Genomic DNA, 19,198 nt, shown 5'->3' on the forward strand with positions numbered 1-19,198 from the left:
TTCTTAATTCAATGTTTTAATTGTTGGCAGCTTCTCGATCCCTGCAGCATAGTAAAAATTAAGAACACTGAAGAAATCAATCGGCTTTCCTGTTTTTAAATCAACGGCTAAAATATGATCGCCGTAATTTGTCAAATCATCAAGGTCTAGGCGTCTTGGTGTTGTCTTCCCGAGAGTATCAACAAAGGTATCATGATAATATTGCCCGCTTGCAAACGATGATTGATGGTACATAAACAATGTCTCCACATCTAAGTAGACGAGAATGGCCTCTGAGGAACTCGCATAAGGAGCTGAGTACGACACTGGTGCCGAAATGCTTTTCACTTTCACACTTGAAATCGAATGGGTTCTCTGTTCATATTTTCCATCATATGAGAAATAAAACACACGCTTCCATTCATAATCTGCTGTCTTCGATTGCTTGTTATATACTTTTGTGCCATTTGCAAATACATCACCATTTGCATACTCAGCTACAAAGTATTGCAGGGTTGACGATAGAGATACAGCACCTGTGAAATTAGGTGGATTTTTTGCATTAACCTGTAACGTGTAGGAGTCTCCGAAGTCTCCACCGCTTGTGATACCAAATGCGTAATCACCAGCTGGTAAATTGGTTAACCCAAGAAGACTGCCAGCCGGCTGAATGAGATCCGTTGGGTAGGCTTGTCCTGTTTCATAATCAACAACAAATAATTGGACGAAATAATCAGGATTTGAAGAGGTAATCCGGCTGATGAGTGCCTGGGGTGAAGACGTGCTTAAAAACCATAAATCAACTGGATCGTCCTCTGTTAAGACAGCCGATTGGTTGATTGCTAGTCCATCAATGGAGCGTACGGCAGACGTGCGCAGCTTTCCATCTTTAGCGGCTTTTCGTTTGATACTTATTCCGTTTTTCTTATCTACTTTAAATGTTTTTTTCATTTGCTTCTGTTGAATAGCGGTTCCTTCATCCTGCTTCAAAAACGACTCTTGCACTTGCTGAATGGCTTTTTCCGTCAGTGGCGACACTTTTCCATCTGATTTTGGCGCTTCTTCTGCTTTTAACGCTGGTGAAAATAAACCTGTTGTCACAAGTAAAACAGACAGTAAAGCTGCGGTGATTTTTACGTAAAATGCTCTCACAGGAACATCCCCTTTTCCCTCATTTGGGTTTTTTACCCTGTGATCATTTTACCATTATTCCAGTAATTGTTTCGGTCTTTTTTAGGACATTTTTATAACAAAAAAACCAGCCGTATGCGTTACGACTGGTTTTTGGTCATTTTATACAATGGTTTTGACAAATAGTCGTGCTGTTTCTGCACTTGATCCTGGGTTTTGTCCAGTAATGATTTGTCCATCAACAACAGCGAATGGCGCAAAAGCTTCTCCTTTTTCAAACACCGCTCCTTGCTCACGAAGCTTTGTTTCCAATAAAAATGGAACCTTTGATGTCAGCTGAACGGCATCCTCTTCCTCGTTCGTGAACCCTGTTATTTTTTTTCCCTCAATAAATGATTTTCCATCACGATCCTTCACATCAACAAAGGCTGAAACACCGTGGCAAACGGCTCCGACTGCACCATTTTTTTCTGAAATCGCTAAGATCGCATCAGCTAACAGCTGATTGGATGCAAAGTCGATCATTGGGCCATGTCCTCCCGCAAAGAAGATCCCATCATAATCAGCTGGGTTCACATCTGTTAGCGCCTTTGTGTCTTGAAGTAATTCAAATACATCCTGATATTGCGCTGGAACACCTTCAGGAATTGAATTTTTATCTATCGGTACAGTTCCACCTTGAATGGAGACAATTTGTACGTCTAGTTCATTTTCTTTAAAGATGTGAAATGGCTCCGCCAATTCTTCTAACCATAAGCCTGTTGGGTGTCCGTTCATTTCCGGGCTGCTTGTCGATACTAATAAAACTTTCTTACTCAACTTGATCATCCTTTCGATTCATCATGTGGTTATTTTATATTTTGCACAATTAAATATCAAGCAATTCGACTTCGATGCAACTCTTTATGTGATACCCGATTTTCTAAAAAATATGCCATCACTTCAAATCTCATCACTATGTCACATTCTGTTGGTAGGGAATTTCATGTAAAATTGCCATTGAGTGATATAATATGAGGAAAGATTGACAGACCTCTCGTGCTGGAGGGAACTTTTAAAGGAGTGGAAAAGAGATGAAAACCTATTCGATTGTGATGATCATCATCACGCTCTGTATCATATTGGCCGTCTTCTTAATGAACCTAACAGGGGTCATGTACGGAAAAATCATTTTGGCTGTTGCCGTAGCTCTTTGTCTGACATCCATTATCCGTTTGATGGGTCTTCGAAAAAGATAAAGCCGCCCTTATCAGAGCGGCTCAGCTTGTTGACAAAGGGCTAAAATGATCTTTATTTTAGCCCTTTGTCTTCTTTTCAGCGTGATAGAAAACCTTTGAAGTCTACGTGTACCGGAGCAGAGCGAATTTGAGATTCGTGAGCACCTGCACGCAGGACTGACACCGAATGCGAAGGTTTGTCTACACGCTGAAAGCCGTCCTTATCGGGGCGGCTTTATTTAAGATTAAATCGCCAGCATAAGCGCAATTAATGCGAGCAAGGCTGGTACTCCTTGTTTGATGATAATGGATTTATTGGATGTTACACCGCCAAATACCGCTGCGATGATCACACAAAGAATGAAAAATAGCTGAATCATATATCCAACGGTATTCGATCCGAGAATGAGCCCCCAAATGAGCCCTGCAGCTAGAAACCCGTTATAAAGTCCTTGATTGGCAAACATCACCTTCACATTTGGATCTTTTTGTAAGTGTTCAGGGAGCCGGAAAGATCTCTTAGCCATCTTTGATTCCATAAAAAACATTTCTAGTAACATGATGACAATGTGTTCTATCGCGACAATTCCTACTAAAATCATTGCTAAAATATTCAATTTAGTTAATTCCTTTCTGATAGACGATCACGAATCTCTATTTTGTCCGTGTATAAATCAAAGTCTTGTATTAATTCTAGCGCTTCAGTAAACCGACTTTGTGGAATGTCTTTCATTTTCCTTACACCGAATTCCCTTTTAATAAAAGCCATGATGGTATTGATATGAAGCTTACCATGGCCATCATACTCCAAATGGCTGCAAAAAGTCTGCATCGTCCCTCGAATCACCTTTAATTGCTTGGCAGTGACACAACTCATTGGTAACGCTCATCCTTTCCTGTTTTTTAACAGCTAAAAAGAACCGTGAATGAAAGAAAACCTTCCAGTCTCTATTATATAATGGTTTCATTCGGATATCAAAATAAAAAAGAACAAACATTCGATCAAAAAACGATCATGTGATAAAAATCCTTATCTCAACACATCAAAAAGCCGGATTCAATGGTAGAATCCGGCTTTCTGTTTAGTTACTTTTAGAAATTAATACCTTTCCAACAGAACGATCCTTACTTTGTCCAATGACTTTAAAGGATAGACCATATGTCGGCACATCGCGTCCTGCATCTGGGTTATTTGGATTCACATAATTCTTTTGATCACTAAATGTACGAGTCGGACGAATATAGCGATCTTCCAAGGTTAAGCCTGTTGTCGCTGTATAATCAATATTCAGCTTCGTACTTGGATTCAAAGAGAATGCTGCATCATGTACTTGGAAACCTGTCGCCGCGATGGAGCCGTCACTCCATTTCAATACTTGCTGATCCGCATCTACGACACCAAGGAAGCCGTTCCCTGGATGCTTTCCTACCCAGTTATCACTATACGATTGATCGACATACCACACGACCAAACCGTTATTATAGCTCATCAGACTTGCTCCACGTTTGATAGACTTTAAGCCTTTATCGACATCAGCATAAGAGCGCCACTCTAGTAAATAGTATTGCGCTGCATATTGTTTTCCATTAGACTGCGAGAAACCATTGAAGGTGAAAGTGGACGTTCCCTCGGCATCATCTGACCACACTTTCGTTCCATTTGCTGTTACGTTCAGATCATCTACGAACAAGCCTGGTAGCGAATAGCCTGCATCGGTTGTGTATCGGAATTGCAGATCGATTTTCTTCCCTGCATAAGCAGAAAGATCAAAGGCTCCATCTACCCAGCCGTCTGATTTTCCGTCGATGCCATTACCTTCGTTAGCACCTGCTTCATTTCGGTCATTTGTTATGTTACCAGCAATGGTTTTCCATTGCTCGGTTCCAGTTTCACGAACTTCTACATATGCATAATCATAATCTTCTTCGATATCGTACCATGCTTTAAACGTAAGCTCTGCTTTGCTTCCCTTCGACAAATCAATACCTGTTGTCGTCATGGTTGCATTCAAATTGTCACCCGTCCCGCTGAAGTACGCGTATTTCCCCTCGGCAGGCTTTGTGACCACAATCTCTTTATCTGGTAAATCTACGCGAACCGCATCATGGTTGGTTCCTTTTGTTGCTGCTTCATCAATTAATACTGTTTTGCTTTTCTTTAATGTTTTACCATCAATGGTTTGTCCTGAAAGCCAGTTGCCGCCATGCAGGTTTTGAAGCATTTCTTTTGCATATGGACTAAAGCCTGTTGGTTCCGTACCAGGTACTTTACCTGCCCAGCTCCCACTTGACATGATAGACCAGTAAGAAACGGGCTCTCCTTTACCTGTGTATTGTGTATCATACTCATCAGGAAGACCAAGATCATGCCCGAATTCATGTGTGAAAACGCCTGCTGCACCATCTTCAGGCTCAATGGTGTAATCTAATGCTCCTAATTTTCCGCCTTGACCCGCTTCAGATTCAGTATTCGGAATTTCAAATACATCACCAAGTGACCAGCGGTGAGACCAAATGGCGTCAGAGCCGAGCTGTCCGCCGCCTGCCTCTTCACCTACGCCAGCGTGAACGACCATGAGATGATCAATGATGCCGTCTGGCTCGTTATAAACGCCGTCTCCATCAACATCATAGCGGTCCCATTGATCATATTCACCGAGGTCAATATTCGGATCTTTTGCTGCTGCTTCAAGGGCTTCTTTCACCAATTCACGCGGTCTGCCATCACTGCCTTCATCGTCAGGGACATTCCCGCCGTAATAAGCTGCTTCATGCTTGGCTGTATACCAGCCAGCAACTGTTCCACTGACCGTGTAACTGCCGCCGGACTGCTTTTCATAATATTGCTTCATGGATACTTTTCGTTTTCCATCTGGACCGATGTAGCCATTTTTTCCGAAAAGCATATCTTGATAGTGCTGTTGATCGTACTTGTCATAGTACATATCAGTCTCTTCTTTTTTAATACTATTATGCTTATAATCTTTAAAATCTACTAATAAAACCAATACTTTATCATTGCGAACGTCGCCTTTATACTTTTCCTTTTTGACAGGTTTTACTTGGCTGCCTTCTTTTCCTTTATGCTTCTTTAACTTTTTCTTTTTGGCTAGTTTGTTATGTACTTCTTGTTTGTATTCTTTCAGGAATTCAGGCTCTTCTGTTAAGGTGCTTGCGCTTTGTTTCATCGCAGCTTCTTCTTTTTTCTTTAGATAGTTCTTTAATGCCTTTTGGGTTTCTGCCTCATTGGCATTGTTTTTGATTTTCCCTTGTTTTTTCAAGGCTTTGATGAGGCGGTCTTCATTCACGACACTTGAGTCGAATGGAATACCCGAATAATGACCACCGTCTGAGGATGTTGATTTTTCTGAGGTGTGGGCAGATAGAGGTGTGCTGAAAGCTGTCAATGTGCCTAAACTGAGGACAGCTGTTAGTGCTATGCTCGTCCATTTCCCTTTTTTCATATTGGTTCCTCCCTAATTTGGTAATAAATAATATCTAATTCTAGCATATTCCAATATACTTAAGTCGAAAAACATTTTATTTTCAGAAACTTTGTGGAAAATGCACAATACGGGAATGAAACGGGCGGAACCATGTGTCGAAAATAAAAGAACCCTAGGCAATAAACGCCTAGGGTGATTGTTGTTTTCTATGAAAGCTGCTCGCCTTGAAAGGCAACAACATCAAGTGGAGCGGCTAAGAATTCTTTTGCCTTCGCTACGAAAGCTTGGAAATGTGCACTTGCATTATGGCTCTGAACTGCTGCTTCATCTTTCCACACTTCTAACATTAAAAAGGCATTTTCCTTTTCTGTATCCTTGAACAGCTTGTAGGATACATTGCCTTCTTCCGCTTGCGAAGCTTTCATTAATGCATTAATTTCTTCTAGAAATTCGTTTTCTTTTTCTGGATGAATGGTCATCCCTGCATGAGTAATTATCATATAATCGTCTCCTTTTGAAATGATATTATTTCCACTCTGTAATACGATCAATCGGTAAGCGGTAAGATGCATAGCCTTCGTCAGCAGCTTTCCCAATTGATAGCAGCATCACTGGTACATAACGTTCTTTATCCCAGCCAAATGTTTCAGCGATGACTTCTTTATCATATCCGCCAATTGGGTTTGTATCATAGCCGTGTGCACGTGCAGCAAGCATAAGCTGCATAGACACAATTCCACCGTCAATTAAGATGGTTTCGCGATTGACTTGCTCTGGAAGAGCGTCAAAATGTGCAGTTAATGCAGCAATTTGTCTTTCTTTCACTTCTTGCGGCATGTAGCCGTTCTCTACTGCTTTTGAATAAATTTCTTCTAAGTATTCATTGTTTTTCATATCTGCAAATACAGCAATGACAGCTGCTGATGTTGACACTTGAGTTTGGTTGAATTTTGCAAGTGGTGCAAGCTTTTCTTTTCCTTCTGGGCTGTCAATAACCATGAAGCGCCAAGGCTGTGCATTCACTGATGATGGTGCAGTTGTTGCTTCTTCTAAAATCTCTGTCATTTCTTCTTTGCTGATTTTTACAGCTGGGTCATAGTTACGAATCGAGCGGCGCCCTTTCATAATGTCCATAAAATCGTTTGTTTTTAATGCTGTAGCCATGTGTAACACTCCTTTAGGTTGTTTGAATCTTTTCGATGTTTTGTTGTATACGGATGAGCACATCAGTGAGAAGCTTTCGTTCTTCATCACTTACGTTTTCAAGCATTTCTGAGATAAATCGTTCTTTTTCTTTTTTAGAAGCTTCGATTCTTGTTCTGCCTTCCTCTGTCAGACGGACAAGTGTGACTCGATTATCTTCCGGCTTTCTTCTGCGCGTGACCATCCCTTTTGTTTCTAACTGTTTTAAGTGACGCGTCACAGCCGCACTATCAATATTTACTTTTTTCTGTAAATCTGATTGGCTGATTTCATCGGCTTGAAATAACAGTGATAGCAACTCCAGTCTTGATTGGCTGATGCCCGTGCATGCTTCGAACTTCACGCCCATCATACGGTTCACACACTGCAAACGATATAATATCTCTGCTTCTTCAGAGCAAAATGCTGTCAATGCCATCCCCTCTTTTCTATTCAGATCAATTAGTTGATATATCAATCATTGACTCATCAACTAATATACACCCATTGTTTGATGATTGCAAGAGGTTTGTTTCATAAAGTGAAATTTTTTTCAATAGAAAAAGACGAGCTGTACGCCCGCCTTATGTTCCTGTTGTCGATGTTGGTCCTGCATAGTGACTAATGATTCCAATGATGATCAAGACAGCAAAAATGAAGAGAATCAGTTTGAGCATCTCATGGATTATCCCCTCCCACCTTTCTAACTAAAATTGACATAAAAAAAGACAAAAGCGATCAATCAATCACTTTTGTCCTTTATCTTTATTCTGTAATTACGGTGTGAATTAAAGTTGGTGCATCGGCATGATCAGCAATGCGGATGTTGTCGTAAATTTTCTCCGTCACATTCGCAACATCTTCACGATTCGCATGCAGCGTCACGAGAGACTCGCCTTTTTCTACACGATCGCCCACTTTTTTGTTCAGCATGATGCCGACAGATAAATCGATATCATCTTCTTTTGTTGCACGTCCTGCTCCAAGAATCATCGCTGCAACACCGATTTCGTCTGCGACGATTTCAGCAACCACACCTGATTCTTTTGCAGGAACTTCGATTTGGTAAGGTGCTTGCGGCAGTTTTTCCGGCTGATCTACAATCGAGCCGTCTCCACCTTGATTTTCTAAGAATTCCTTGAATTTATCAAGTGCTTTGCCGTTTTTCATGACTTCAATTAGCTTTTCTCTTGCTTCATCAAGTGTCTCTGCTTTTTTCGCAAGAACAACCATTTGACTTCCTAATGTGAGCACAAGCTCGTTTAAGTCTTCAGGACCTTCGCCTCGGAGTGTATCAATCGCTTCTTTCACCTCAAGGGAATTTCCAATTGCTAAGCCTAACGGCTGAGACATGTCAGAAATAACAGCCATCGTTTGTCTGCCAACGTTGTTTCCGATACGAACCATTGCTTTTGCCAGCTTCTCAGAGTCTTCAGGTGTTTTCATGAAGGCACCTGCACCTGTTTTCACGTCTAGTACGATTGCATCTGCACCAGCAGCAATTTTCTTACTCATAATGGAGCTTGCAATGAGCGGAATGGAGTTAACGGTTCCTGTCACATCACGAAGAGCATACAGCTTTTTATCAGCTGGTGTGAGGTTGCCTGATTGCCCAATGACTGCTACTTTATGACGGTTCACCAGCTCGATGAACTCGTCTTTTGTAATTTCTACGTGGAAGCCTTTCACAGCTTCAAGCTTGTCCACTGTACCGCCTGTATGCCCAAGGCCGCGCCCTGACATTTTCGCAACAGGTACATCAAGTGCTGCCACAAGAGGAGCGAGTACAAGAGTTGTTGTATCGCCTACGCCGCCTGTTGAGTGCTTATCTACTTTAATGCCGTCAATGGCAGACAGGTCAATCGTATCACCTGAGTTCGCCATAGCGAGTGTTAAGTCTGCACGTTCTTGATCCGTCATATCTTGGAAGAAAATCGCCATAGCCAAGGCACTTGCTTGGTAGTCAGGAATTGTTCCGTCCGTATATCCTTTGACAAAGAAAGAAATTTCCTCTGAAGATAATTCTTTTCCGTCACGTTTTTTCGCAATGATATCTACCATTCTCATTGTTCTCACCATTCCTTTTTTAAATTAGTAAATCAAACCGACAACGCCTGCAGTTAAGAAGCTGACGAGTGTTGCACCGAATAACAGTTTTAATCCAAAGCGTGCGACAACGTTTCCTTGTTTTTCGTTTAAGCCTTTGACTGCTCCAGCAATGATACCAATAGAGGAGAAGTTCGCAAATGATACAAGGAATACAGAGATGATGGCTTCTGTACGTGCAGTGAAATGTAGACCGTCTCCAGACAGCGCCAGCATCGCCACAAATTCGTTGGACACCATTTTGGTTGCCATAATACTTCCTGCTTGTACCGCTTCGCTCCAAGGTACACCGACTAAGAAAGCAAATGGAGCAAAAACATATCCAAGTACATCTTGGAAAGAAACGCCGATGACCGCTGTGAAGATTCCATTAATCATCGCAATTAACGCAACGAATCCAATCAGCATCGCAGCTACAACAATGGCTACTTTGAAACCATCCATAATATATTCGCCAAGCATTTCAAAGAAGGATTGTTTTTCTTCTTCTACAACTTCGAGCATGTCTTCGTCCTTAGACACTTCATATGGATTGATGATAGACGCGATAATAAATCCACCAAATAGGTTCAGCACAAGTGCTGTCACAACGTACTCTGGTTTAATCATTTGCATGTACGCACCGACAATGGACATCGATACAGTCGACATCGCAGAAGCACACAATGTATAAAGACGCTGCTGAGGTAATAATCCGAGCTGTTTCTTAATGGAAATAAAGACTTCTGATTGACCTAAAATCGCAGATGCTACTGCGTTGTAGGATTCTAGTTTCCCCATTCCATTCACTTTACTAAGCAAATACCCGATTCCGCGTACGATAAGCGGGAGAATACGCCAATGCTGCAGGATACCGATCAAGGCAGAAATAAAGACAATCGGCAGCAAGACGTTAATGAAGAAAGTTGACGCATTATCATTCATTAACCCGCCAAATACGAAGTTGATTCCTTCACCGGCATAGCCTAGAAGCATTTGGAATCCCTTTGCAAATCCTCCGACTAGGAAATTTCCTACACCTGTATTGAGCAGAATATAACCTAAAATAAATTGCAGTACAATCATGACAATGACTGGACGGAATTTCACTCGTTTTTTCCCGTTACTAGCCAGCCATGCAATGGCGAGAATCACCAGCAAACCGATGATACCAATCACGTATTTCATGTTTTTCCTCCTCGAATGAATTCGTTTACATTAATGCGCTTGTATGGAATAAACCCTATTTCGCAAACAAATCGCGGAAGAAATTCCCATAAACGAGATCCTTCCGCATATGACTTTTTCATCATTTAATGCATCATGATTGTTATCCTACCATAGGACCGTATGAATTAATAGTCTTTCGAAGGAGCTGATTGATCCCCTTTAATAATGGAAACGCCTGCACTGGCACCAATGCGGGTAGCACCTGCAGCTGTCATAGCCTCAACATCTTCTTTTGTTCTCACGCCGCCTGATGCTTTCACACCGATATCAGGTCCGACTGTTTTACGCATCAATGCGATGTCCTCAACGGTTGCACCGCCTGTACTAAATCCAGTCGATGTTTTCACAAAATCAGCGCCAGCTTTCACAGAAAGCTCACAAGCTCGTACTTTCTCTTCATCTGTGAGTAAACACGCTTCAATGATGACTTTCACAAGTGCCTTACCTTTCGCTGCGTCTACAACCGCACGGATATCTTGTTCCACCACATCATATGCGCCGTCTTTCAGTGCCGCAATATTGATGACCATGTCCACTTCTGTTGCTCCGTTTTCAATCGCATCCTTTGTTTCGAATGCTTTGACCGCCGTTGTACTTGCGCCTAACGGGAAACCGATGACTGTACATACATCAACGCCTGTTCCTGCTAGTTCTTTCGCTGCAAGTGACACCCATGTTGGATTGACACAAACGGATGCAAATTGATGAGTTTTTGCTTCTTCAAGTAACTGCAAAATCGCAGCTTTAGTTGTATCTGGTTTTAGTGCTGTATGATCAATGAGCTTTGCTATCGTCATGCTTCACACTTCCTTTTAATTATGATACTTTCATCATAAATGACTATTGAACAATTGTAAATATAGTTATGAAATTTTGTTCATCTATTTTGTGACATTTAAAAGAGCTCTTGCTGTGTGCTGATCAATGATCAATACGTTCGCATATTTTCCTCTAAGTGCTCCGTGGATAGAGGCAACCTTTCGATGGCCGCCAGCGACAAGAATAGACCGTTCTTTTTTCCTTAAATCATCAAGCTCCACACCGATTGTCCGATTGTTAATCGCTTCACTGCAAATACGTCCTTCATGATCATAAAAGCGTGAACAAATATCTCCAACGCTAGATGCCTTAAGCAGCGCTTTTTCTTCTTCACGGAAATAACCAAGCCTAAACAAAAGCGCCTCATCCCTTACCGTCCCAACAGTAAACACAGCGATATTCGCCTGTTTGCCCATTTCAATGATCCGCTGAATATGTCTGTCCTGTTCGACCATCTCTTTAACAGCTGCACTATCAAACACAACAGGAAGCGGCAAATAGCGTGGTGCTGTTTGAAAGGCCTCCGCAAACAGCTGGATGGTTTCCGCAGAATATGTATTGACATGTGAGTGGCTGATTCCGCCCTTCAGCTGGACAACCTCTACACCTTTTACCTGTTTAGGTTGCATGTTTTGTGCAATTTGATACATCGTGGTTCCCCAGCTCACCCCTACGATATCACCGTCTTTCACCGTGTCTTGCAAGTAATCTGCACCAAATTGGCTCAGGTAATCGGTGATGGTCGGATAGTCGTCCTTTGGCGAAAACACTACATGAGCTGCGAGCAGATCATATTTTTCCTTGAGCAATGAAGACAGCTCGTTTAAATCCTCAAACGGGTCCATCACCGTGATTTGGACGTACCCTTTTTCCTTCGCATATTGAAGCAGCCGAGACACAGTCGGTCTAGACAGATCAAGCTGTTTGGCGATTTCCTGCTGACTGTAATCAGATAAATAATAGAGCCTTGCCGCTTCAATACTTAGTTGCTGTTTCTCACGATCCATTCGTACGCCTCCTTTTTTTCTTCTATCATAACAAATTGTTCACCTGATCATGCACAAATGTTCATTTGAAGAAAATCGTATAGGCGGCACGGAAGGTCTCATTCTTCTCTAAAGTTTGAATGCCGAATTTCTCCTTGTACTGCCCATTCGTCCCTTCCATATCGGCGATGCCATACCAAGGCTCAATACAAACAAAAGGAGCCATCGTTCTCTTTTCCTGATCATAAGGAGACCAAATGCCAACGAATGGAAAACCACTGAGGTAGATCTCAACCCCATGACCTGCCTGGGAAAACAATGACACTCGATTGATATGACTAAAGATCATCGCATCATGCTGGAAAAGCTCTGCCTGGAGCTGAATCGGCTCAAGCTGAACTCCTTTCCTCTTCTCTCTTACAAGTGAATCCTGAAGTTCATATTGGACTGGATCATGTTCGGTGGAAGGTGTCAATGTCAGTGAATAATCTGCTGTTTGCTCCCCTTCAACAAGCGGGACATGAAATGCTGGGTGCCCACCAATAGAGAAATACATCGTGTCATCTCCGTCATGATCAATTTCCCAGGAAATCGTCAGCCCATTTTCCGACAGTTCATAACGAATGCGGGCTGTAAATTCATAAGGATATTGCTCAACGTGGCGGCCATTTGATTGATATTGAAAAGCTACTTTATCTTTCGCTTCTTCAAATAGATCAAAATCGACATCACGAAGAAATCCATGCTGCGAGAGTTCATACGTTTGATCGCCTATCTTGTATTGATCATCCTTTAATCGTCCAACAATCGGAAATAAGATGGGTGAGACCCTGCCCCAATAAGCCGGATCACCAGACCACATATAGTGACGCCCACTTTCCTTGTGAAGCACCTCTCTGACTTCGGCACCCCTCTTATTGATCTGAATCAATAGCTGATCATTTTCAATCGTTCTCATTCAACACATCCCCCTTTCATTCTTCTTTTATTATGACAGGGATTTTGGTTTTGAGTATTCCCAACCCATCCATTCTTCTTCAAATAAAAAAATTTTTTTAAAAAAGACAGAAATTCGCCAACAAAATGTGATGCTGATTCGTCTAATCTTATATAAAATAAAAGAATCGTTGTTCTTTTGGAGTAAACAACAAATAAGAAGCGTTCGACATTGATGGGGGATTCATTTTCATGAACAGCAAGGAAAACCGTTTACGTTACATATTAGGATTAGATGGGCTGAGGGCTGTTGCCGTATTGGCGGTCATTGCTTATCACTTACATATCGGACCCGCAAGCGGCGGGTTTCTTGGCGTTGATTTGTTTTTTGTGATTTCTGGTTACTTGATTACGACGATCTTGCTGCATAAGCAGGATTTGGGCTATCAAGAGCTTTTGCCATTTTGGATGGGCCGGATCAGAAGGCTTCTTCCAGCTGCCTACATCATGATTTTTTTAACTGTCAGCTGGTGCGCCATTGCTGGTTCAAACGCATTATTGTCCATTCGTGGCGATGCCTTATCATCCTTTTTTTATGTGAGTAACTGGTGGTACATTTTTCATCAGCTTTCTTACTTTGACAGCTTCAATGCTGTATCTCCACTGAAAAATTTATGGTCTTTGGCAATAGAAGAGCAATTTTATATTATTTGGCCGGTGCTGTTGATTGCTGGACTGAAATGGATGAAAAATAGAGCCCACCTCCCCATGATCACCTTTGGCCTTGCACTCGTCTCCGCCTTATGGATGGCGATTCTCTATTCGCCAGATACTGACCCAAGCAGGGTTTATTATGGAACAGACACTCGTGCATTTGCGCTCCTGATTGGGTGCAGTCTCGCATTTGTATGGCCGATGCAAAGACTGTCTAGCAGAAAATTACTTCCTGTTGGCAGACGTATTTTACATATCGCTGGATTTGGTTCGTTTGCGATTTTCCTTCTATGTGTTTATGCAGTGGACGAATTTGACAGCTTTCTCTACCAGGGCGGTATGTTTTTATTCTGTCTTAATGCAGCAATCTTAATTGCATGCATATGCCACCCTGCAAGTCTCGTGGGGAAATGGCTGTCCTTTAAACCCCTCGTCTGGCTTGGGAAGCGGTCTTATGGTATTTACCTGTGGCATTATCCCATCATTGTGCTGACCACACCGGTTATTGAAATTGGACAGCCTTCCATGGGGCGTGTCACATTGCAGCTCATGGCAATTCTACTGATTGCAGAGGCTTCCTATCGCTGGATCGAACAGCCCATTCGACAGCTTGGATTCAGACAATATTTTGCCTCTTGGTCTATTTGGAAAAAAGGAATCAAACAATGGTCTATGTCCAATAAAGTGTTCCTTGGGATTACCGCAGCTCTCTTGATTTTGTTTACAATTGGCATGTCTAGCTCGTCTCATACATCCCCACATGCCAAGGAAGTGACACAAATTAAGACGGCACCAAAAAAAGCAGGAGACCCTGACCCTTCGGAATCAAAAGCAAAGAAAAAGAAAGAAAAACACGGAAAAAAAGCAGGAGATCACAAACAATTTCATCAAATTCTCGCCATTGGTGATTCCGTCATGTTAGATATTGCTCCTAATCTCGAAAAGGTATATGAACAAATCACCATTGATGCGAAGGTTGGCAGACAAATGAATGAAGCCATCAGTATCGCCCCTCAATATGCTTCATTGAATCATGCTGATTCCGCCATTATTATTGAGCTTGGGACAAATGGTTATTTTACTGAGGGCACTTTGACATCATTCATTCAGCATTTTTCAAAAGCACACATTTTCCTTGTGAACACGAGAGTTCCAAGGTCTTGGGAAAATGATGTGAATGCAGTGATCCAGCGAGTGGCCGATCAACATCGCAATGTGACCTTGGTCGATTGGCATTCGGCCGCTACAGGACAGCCAGCCTATTTTCAGCCAGATGGTGTCCATCTTTCAACAAAAGGATCTGACACATTGACACAGCTCATTACAGCAAGCATCAAGAAAAAAGGAGATGTGTCGTCATCATCATAAAAAGACTAGCATGGCGCTAGTCTTCTTTTATGCCGTCAAAAGGCTGGCTCTAATCGCTAACGCCCGCTCTTCCTTCGTTTTTTGATCAACCAAAGCGAAATCACCGTTCGCATATTTTAGTGAAAATAATTCTTCAATATGAAAAACGCCTGGCTGAAATCGTCTGTTCAACAAGTGCAGGGCCGTGGCACAGGCGACTTGAGCTGTTGCCTGAGACTCATCGTGTCCTTTAATTCCAAGCGTTGAATGATGAACCCTTTCCCCATTCATTCCTGTCACATCCACTTTGACCGCATATTGATCTGTCCCCATTTGAGAGGATTGAATCAACGAGATGGCTCGTTCCTTGATCTTCGGTAAGGTGAGAAATGACGTCATTCCAAGACTCCTCATAAAAGCCAATGCGCGCGTTGCCACGCGGGAATCAAAACAAAGCCTTGTCGTTACAGAAGGCACGCGAAGCGTTGAAGGCAATGTCTGCTGATCAGAAAAGGGGAATCGATAGGCATACCGCTTTCCAAGTTTCCCGCCAAAGTCTACCCGTTTCCCTCCAGTAAAACTTTTGACTCTTTTCCGCTGACGATGCTCGGTGAGCTCATAGTCAGAATGGACATGATCAATGGTCCATTCAATGGCGGCTCTTCCATGCTGATCGCCCACCCCAAGCATAATGCTAATATCCATTTGATCCACTGAAGCGAGCTTAGATGCCGCTTTCGCTGCTAATAAATTCGTAAGGCCAGGCGCAAGCCCTACACTGAACAAAGCAGTTGCACCCATGTGCTGCTGATCCAGCTTTGCCATCTGCTCCATATATACCCCCTTTGCCGAAATATCGAGATAATCGATCCCTGACCGCAAACAGGCGTCAGCAAATGACGTGTCGTCTTGATCAAGACACATGATCACCAGCTTCGTTTCATCCATCCAGTCCGAATTTAACGGCTTTTTGACATCTATTTGATAAGGACGAACCCGCCCTTTTGTCTTGCGTGAAAATTGTTCAGCCTTCACATAGCTTCGACCTGCCGCAAAAACTTGCCCAGGGTACACTTCACTCAACTGAAGACATATTTGCTGTCCGACATGTCCATAGCCGCCAATCACCATCACCTGTGATCTCATCTCTCATCCGCCTCTCTACGACCTCGTTTGCAAACAAGTCCTTTGATCATTCCTGCCTGAAAATAAGGTCTGATGTCTTCAAATCCCGCTTTGATTAAATGTCCCCTCATCTCTTTCTCAGACACAGGGTGCGTCGTGTCTCCCAGCCTTTCTTTAAAGGAAGTAAACACTTCTTTTTCCAGGCCTTGACGCTGCATGAATAGGGAAAGCATATGAAGCTCCTGCTGAAATGAGTGAGACTTCATATTTCCTTGAATAAAAGCCATCACAAGCGGTGCCCCTGGTTGAAGCCGGAGGGCAATCTCCTGTAAAAATGGCAGCCGATCTTTTACAAAATGAATCACAAGCATACTCACCGCTGCATCGTACACAGTTTCAGCCGACACCTTGTCTAATGCGGTCTTATGCCAAGTGACGCGTTCCTCCATATGAAGCTGTGCAACCCGCCGTTTGGCCATATCAAGCATGGATGGAGACGGATCAACCCCTGTGATTTGCCAGTCTTCTTTTCTTTGGAGCATGTTGATGATCTCTTCGCCGCCACCCGCTCCGACAGTCAGAATGCGAGAGGCTGCTCCCGTTAATTCGGTTTCTAATACATCTACTGACAGCTCATGCAAGAGATGATAGCCAGGTGCTTTATGTGCAATCGTTGCTGCGTATGATTCAGCAACGGGATCGTACCAATGCTGATTTCCTTTCATGTGCTTCTCCCCCAGTTCCTTTCCTCTTTACATGGTTTCCTGTACACTTTATTGTAAAAAGAGACATCAGAAAAAACGATCCCTAAAAGTAGGGATTTTTGAGGAGGAGATCAAGTGACCAATCCAGCCACTCATTTTCAGCAGCTGAGACAACACATTCGGGATGAGCTTGCCACCGTCCTTGATTTTGATGCCGCCTGCATCACAACCATTGATCCAGCCACCCTCCTCTCGACAGGTTCCTTCACAGATGAACCGATTGAAGAAATTCATGACCAGCTGTTTCAAAATGAATTTTTAAAAAAGGACGTGCACCAGCATGATTCTCTAGCCAAAGGACCTGTACATGCTGCGAGCCTGGTCCAGAGCGGAGAATATCACAACAGCGAGCGCTATCAGCACATCTTGACCCCTAAAGGATGGGCAGATGAATTACGGGCAGCCCTTGTGATTCAAGGAGAATGCTGGGGAATCGCCAGCCTCTATCGTAAAAAGGGAAAGGAACCTTTTCATGAACAAGACATACAAGCGGTCATCCATCAAACACCAGCACTCGCAGCCAAACTGAGAGATGAGCTTTTCAAAAAAAGAGACACTGAAGCTGATGACGCGGCGAATCAGCAAGGATTCATCATTCTTTCTCATGATCACACCCTTCTTTATGGAAATGAGACAGGGCTTCATTGGCTTCATACCTTCCAAACCTTTGAGCAAATCCATGACCGTGCCGTCATGCCCCGTCCGTTTAGAGCATTAAGCGCTAAGCTTGTATACGGCGGCAGCGCACAAACAGCAGCCAGCATGACGAGAATGCCTACGGGGCTTTTTCTCTCTCTTCAGGCATTTCGATTAGAGCAGGCAGCCGGGCAGGCAGAAGCCGTCATGATTCATATCAAGCGAGCCCAAACGAGTGATATTCTTCCTTATGCAGCGAAAACGTATCGGCTGACAGAAAGAGAGATGAACGTCCTTGACTGTTTATTAAAGGGCCTGTCTACAAAGGAAATCGCCAGTACGTTATTTATTTCAACCCATACCGTCCATGATCATGTGAAGGCGATGCTGCAAAAAACGAATTTGAGCAGCAGACGTATGCTTGTTTACTTTTTCTCAAACATATAAAAAAAGCGGCTACCTCATGGGTAGACCGCTCTTTCCTTATTTTCTTAGGACTAGCTCATGCAGCACATGTGCCACTCCGGCTTCATTATTGGATTTTGTCACAACATCCGCTACTGCTTTGACGTCATCAATGGCATTTCCCATGGCAACGCCACAGCCTGCAAACTCCAGCATCGACACGTCGTTCCCATTGTCACCAATAGCCATCACTTCTTCACGAGAAATACCAAGCTCATGAGCTAGAAGCTTCACGGCATTTCCTTTGCTCACATCAGGGTGCAGGATTTCAAGGAAGAAATCCGTGCTTTTTACCATCATGTACTTGTCCTTCACTTCAGACGGGATGGCTTGTATCGTCTTTTCTAAACGTTCTGGCTGATCGATATACATCATTTTCGGAAGTCTCATTGACTGATCTGCCTCTTCGACAGGTACATATTTAAGTGGTAATTTTGTTAAGTAGGATTCTAGCACTGTGTACTCGCTAATATCGCGATTTGGTGTGTACAAATGAGCTGAATCGAAATAATGCATCGGCGTGTCGAGCTGACGGCTCAGTTCATATAAAGAAGTCAAATCATCATAGGATAAAGTCAGTTCTGACACCACTTCATTTGTATGGCTGTTTTGTACAAGAGCCCCATTGTAGGCAATCACATAATCTCCCTCTTGATCGAGCTGAAGCTCTGCTAAATAGCGGTTCACCCCGCCAATTGGCCGGCCTGTACATAAAACAATTTTAACTCCTTCTGCCTTCGCCTGTTGAATGGCTTCGAAAACCTCATCTGGCACCATATGTTGATCATTTAATAACGTACCATCCATATCAATTGCGACTAATTTATACATTCACTGCTCCCCTTTTCTCAGCAAAAACGTGCTGTCTCTATTTTGAGCAATCATCTACATGATCACTTATCATTCCATTACTATTTACCTATTTTAGCCTATCGTTTTTTTCTCACTCTGTCTACTTGTTCTCCCCTGTAACAAAAATCACTTTATCCTACTCTATTATATCGCATTCTATTCAACCTGATTTAAATAGAGCTTACTCCCCTTTTCAAATGAATGAAATGAAACAAATGTTCACCATTGAATATGTTGAAACTAGCAAGTCTAATGTATGATGGATAGCAAAGAAAGGAGGTGCA

At 42.7% G+C, this 19,198-nt stretch carries 19 protein-coding genes; 3 read left to right on the forward strand and 16 right to left on the reverse strand.

Annotation, left to right across the window (positions count from 1 at the left end):
• Positions 1-3 precede the first annotated feature (3 nt).
• Together ACYH0L_RS18090 and ACYH0L_RS18095 are read right to left on the reverse strand one after the other, a co-directional pair.
• Positions 4-1,131 carry a hypothetical protein gene (locus ACYH0L_RS18090; protein WP_099727210.1) on the reverse strand — a complete coding sequence of 376 codons (1,128 nt, stop codon included), beginning with the start codon at positions 1,129-1,131 and terminating at the stop codon, positions 4-6.
• Between the two features lie 141 nt (positions 1,132-1,272).
• On the reverse strand, positions 1,273-1,929 hold the full coding sequence (locus ACYH0L_RS18095; RefSeq protein WP_482354207.1) for a type 1 glutamine amidotransferase domain-containing protein: 657 nt from the start codon (positions 1,927-1,929) through the stop codon (positions 1,273-1,275).
• A 254-nt stretch (positions 1,930-2,183) separates the two neighbouring features.
• Here ACYH0L_RS18095 and ACYH0L_RS18100 point away from each other — a divergent pair, with 254 nt between their 5' ends.
• Entirely contained in the window at positions 2,184-2,348 is a 165-nt protein-coding gene (locus tag ACYH0L_RS18100) for a hypothetical protein (RefSeq protein ID WP_003214630.1), read from the forward strand.
• A gap of 224 nt (positions 2,349-2,572) precedes the next feature.
• On the opposite strand, the gene ACYH0L_RS18105 is transcribed toward ACYH0L_RS18100, so the two are convergent.
• The 11 genes from ACYH0L_RS18105 to ACYH0L_RS18155 all read right to left on the reverse strand — a co-directional run bounded on the left by ACYH0L_RS18105 (position 2,573) and on the right by ACYH0L_RS18155 (position 13,033).
• Positions 2,573-2,944, reverse strand: a complete 372-nt coding sequence (locus ACYH0L_RS18105; protein ID WP_099727212.1) for a DUF1304 domain-containing protein — start codon at positions 2,942-2,944, stop codon at positions 2,573-2,575.
• Between the two features lie 5 nt (positions 2,945-2,949).
• Positions 2,950-3,204 (reverse strand): ORF6C domain-containing protein, encoded by a 255-nt coding sequence (locus ACYH0L_RS18110; protein ID WP_099727213.1) that lies wholly within the window; start codon positions 3,202-3,204, stop codon positions 2,950-2,952.
• A gap of 205 nt (positions 3,205-3,409) precedes the next feature.
• Positions 3,410-5,791 carry an immune inhibitor A domain-containing protein gene (locus tag ACYH0L_RS18115; RefSeq protein WP_482354208.1) on the reverse strand — a complete coding sequence of 794 codons (2,382 nt, stop codon included), beginning with the start codon at positions 5,789-5,791 and terminating at the stop codon, positions 3,410-3,412.
• 188 nt (positions 5,792-5,979) lie between these two features.
• Positions 5,980-6,273, reverse strand: coding sequence for a putative quinol monooxygenase (locus tag ACYH0L_RS18120; RefSeq protein ID WP_099727215.1), 294 nt, complete (start codon positions 6,271-6,273; stop codon positions 5,980-5,982).
• A gap of 25 nt (positions 6,274-6,298) precedes the next feature.
• Positions 6,299-6,937 carry a nitroreductase family protein gene (locus tag ACYH0L_RS18125; RefSeq protein ID WP_099727216.1) on the reverse strand — a complete coding sequence of 213 codons (639 nt, stop codon included), beginning with the start codon at positions 6,935-6,937 and terminating at the stop codon, positions 6,299-6,301.
• A 13-nt stretch (positions 6,938-6,950) separates the two neighbouring features.
• Positions 6,951-7,394 (reverse strand): MarR family winged helix-turn-helix transcriptional regulator, encoded by a 444-nt coding sequence (locus ACYH0L_RS18130; RefSeq protein ID WP_230031660.1) that lies wholly within the window; start codon positions 7,392-7,394, stop codon positions 6,951-6,953.
• A gap of 326 nt (positions 7,395-7,720) precedes the next feature.
• Complete coding sequence (locus ACYH0L_RS18135) at positions 7,721-9,022, reverse strand: pyrimidine-nucleoside phosphorylase (protein WP_482354209.1); 1,302 nt, start codon at positions 9,020-9,022, stop codon at positions 7,721-7,723.
• 24 nt (positions 9,023-9,046) lie between these two features.
• Entirely contained in the window at positions 9,047-10,228 is a 1,182-nt protein-coding gene (locus ACYH0L_RS18140) for a NupC/NupG family nucleoside CNT transporter (protein ID WP_099727219.1), read from the reverse strand.
• A gap of 167 nt (positions 10,229-10,395) precedes the next feature.
• Positions 10,396-11,067, reverse strand: a complete 672-nt coding sequence (deoC, locus tag ACYH0L_RS18145) for a deoxyribose-phosphate aldolase (protein WP_249705656.1) — start codon at positions 11,065-11,067, stop codon at positions 10,396-10,398.
• 84 nt (positions 11,068-11,151) lie between these two features.
• A complete protein-coding gene (locus ACYH0L_RS18150) occupies positions 11,152-12,096 on the reverse strand; it encodes a sugar-binding transcriptional regulator (RefSeq protein WP_482354210.1) in 945 nt (314 codons plus the stop codon).
• Positions 12,097-12,157: 61 nt separating this feature from the next.
• The gene (locus tag ACYH0L_RS18155) at positions 12,158-13,033 is read right to left on the reverse strand and encodes an aldose 1-epimerase family protein (RefSeq protein ID WP_482354211.1); all 876 of its coding nucleotides are present in this window, start codon (positions 13,031-13,033) and stop codon (positions 12,158-12,160) included.
• Between the two features lie 230 nt (positions 13,034-13,263).
• Here ACYH0L_RS18155 and ACYH0L_RS18160 point away from each other — a divergent pair, with 230 nt between their 5' ends.
• Positions 13,264-15,093 carry an acyltransferase family protein gene (locus tag ACYH0L_RS18160; RefSeq protein WP_099727222.1) on the forward strand — a complete coding sequence of 610 codons (1,830 nt, stop codon included), beginning with the start codon at positions 13,264-13,266 and terminating at the stop codon, positions 15,091-15,093.
• Between the two features lie 27 nt (positions 15,094-15,120).
• Here the strand turns inward: ACYH0L_RS18160 and ACYH0L_RS18165 are convergent, their stop codons facing one another.
• Positions 15,121-16,218, reverse strand: coding sequence for a saccharopine dehydrogenase family protein (locus ACYH0L_RS18165; RefSeq protein WP_482354212.1), 1,098 nt, complete (start codon positions 16,216-16,218; stop codon positions 15,121-15,123).
• Positions 16,215-16,922 carry a class I SAM-dependent methyltransferase gene (locus ACYH0L_RS18170; RefSeq protein WP_367308037.1) on the reverse strand — a complete coding sequence of 236 codons (708 nt, stop codon included), beginning with the start codon at positions 16,920-16,922 and terminating at the stop codon, positions 16,215-16,217. Before ACYH0L_RS18170 ends, ACYH0L_RS18165 begins: the two co-directional genes overlap by 4 nt.
• A 114-nt stretch (positions 16,923-17,036) precedes the next feature.
• Here ACYH0L_RS18170 and ACYH0L_RS18175 point away from each other — a divergent pair, with 114 nt between their 5' ends.
• Positions 17,037-18,044 carry a helix-turn-helix transcriptional regulator gene (locus ACYH0L_RS18175; protein ID WP_230031656.1) on the forward strand — a complete coding sequence of 336 codons (1,008 nt, stop codon included), beginning with the start codon at positions 17,037-17,039 and terminating at the stop codon, positions 18,042-18,044.
• 36 nt (positions 18,045-18,080) lie between these two features.
• Here ACYH0L_RS18175 and yidA read toward each other — a convergent pair whose 3' ends face one another.
• A complete protein-coding gene (yidA, locus tag ACYH0L_RS18180) occupies positions 18,081-18,893 on the reverse strand; it encodes a sugar-phosphatase (RefSeq protein ID WP_099727226.1) in 813 nt (270 codons plus the stop codon).
• Positions 18,894-19,198 lie beyond the last annotated feature (305 nt).

It is taken from the genome of Bacillus sp. MC1252 (assembly GCF_056838025.1).

Excerpts from the sequence above, each read along its gene's own strand:
- ACYH0L_RS18140 (WP_099727219.1), bottom strand. The coding sequence starts at position 10,228 with ATGAAATACGTGATTGGTATCATCGGTTTGCTGGTGATTCTCGCCATT.
- yidA (WP_099727226.1), bottom strand. The coding sequence starts at position 18,893 with ATGTATAAATTAGTCGCAATTGATATGGATGGTACGTTATTAAATGAT.
- ACYH0L_RS18120 (WP_099727215.1), bottom strand. The coding sequence starts at position 6,273 with ATGATAATTACTCATGCAGGGATGACCATTCATCCAGAAAAAGAAAAC.
- deoC (WP_249705656.1), bottom strand. The coding sequence starts at position 11,067 with ATGACGATAGCAAAGCTCATTGATCATACAGCACTAAAACCAGATACA.
- ACYH0L_RS18150 (WP_482354210.1), bottom strand. The coding sequence starts at position 12,096 with ATGGATCGTGAGAAACAGCAACTAAGTATTGAAGCGGCAAGGCTCTAT.
- ACYH0L_RS18100 (WP_003214630.1), top strand. The coding sequence starts at position 2,184 with ATGAAAACCTATTCGATTGTGATGATCATCATCACGCTCTGTATCATA.
- ACYH0L_RS18115 (WP_482354208.1), bottom strand. The coding sequence starts at position 5,791 with ATGAAAAAAGGGAAATGGACGAGCATAGCACTAACAGCTGTCCTCAGT.
- ACYH0L_RS18170 (WP_367308037.1), bottom strand. The coding sequence starts at position 16,922 with ATGAAAGGAAATCAGCATTGGTACGATCCCGTTGCTGAATCATACGCA.
- ACYH0L_RS18110 (WP_099727213.1), bottom strand. The coding sequence starts at position 3,204 with ATGAGTTGTGTCACTGCCAAGCAATTAAAGGTGATTCGAGGGACGATG.
- ACYH0L_RS18130 (WP_230031660.1), bottom strand. The coding sequence starts at position 7,394 with ATGGCATTGACAGCATTTTGCTCTGAAGAAGCAGAGATATTATATCGT.
- ACYH0L_RS18125 (WP_099727216.1), bottom strand. The coding sequence starts at position 6,937 with ATGGCTACAGCATTAAAAACAAACGATTTTATGGACATTATGAAAGGG.
- ACYH0L_RS18155 (WP_482354211.1), bottom strand. The coding sequence starts at position 13,033 with ATGAGAACGATTGAAAATGATCAGCTATTGATTCAGATCAATAAGAGG.
- ACYH0L_RS18165 (WP_482354212.1), bottom strand. The coding sequence starts at position 16,218 with ATGAGATCACAGGTGATGGTGATTGGCGGCTATGGACATGTCGGACAG.
- ACYH0L_RS18160 (WP_099727222.1), top strand. The coding sequence starts at position 13,264 with ATGAACAGCAAGGAAAACCGTTTACGTTACATATTAGGATTAGATGGG.
- ACYH0L_RS18135 (WP_482354209.1), bottom strand. The coding sequence starts at position 9,022 with ATGAGAATGGTAGATATCATTGCGAAAAAACGTGACGGAAAAGAATTA.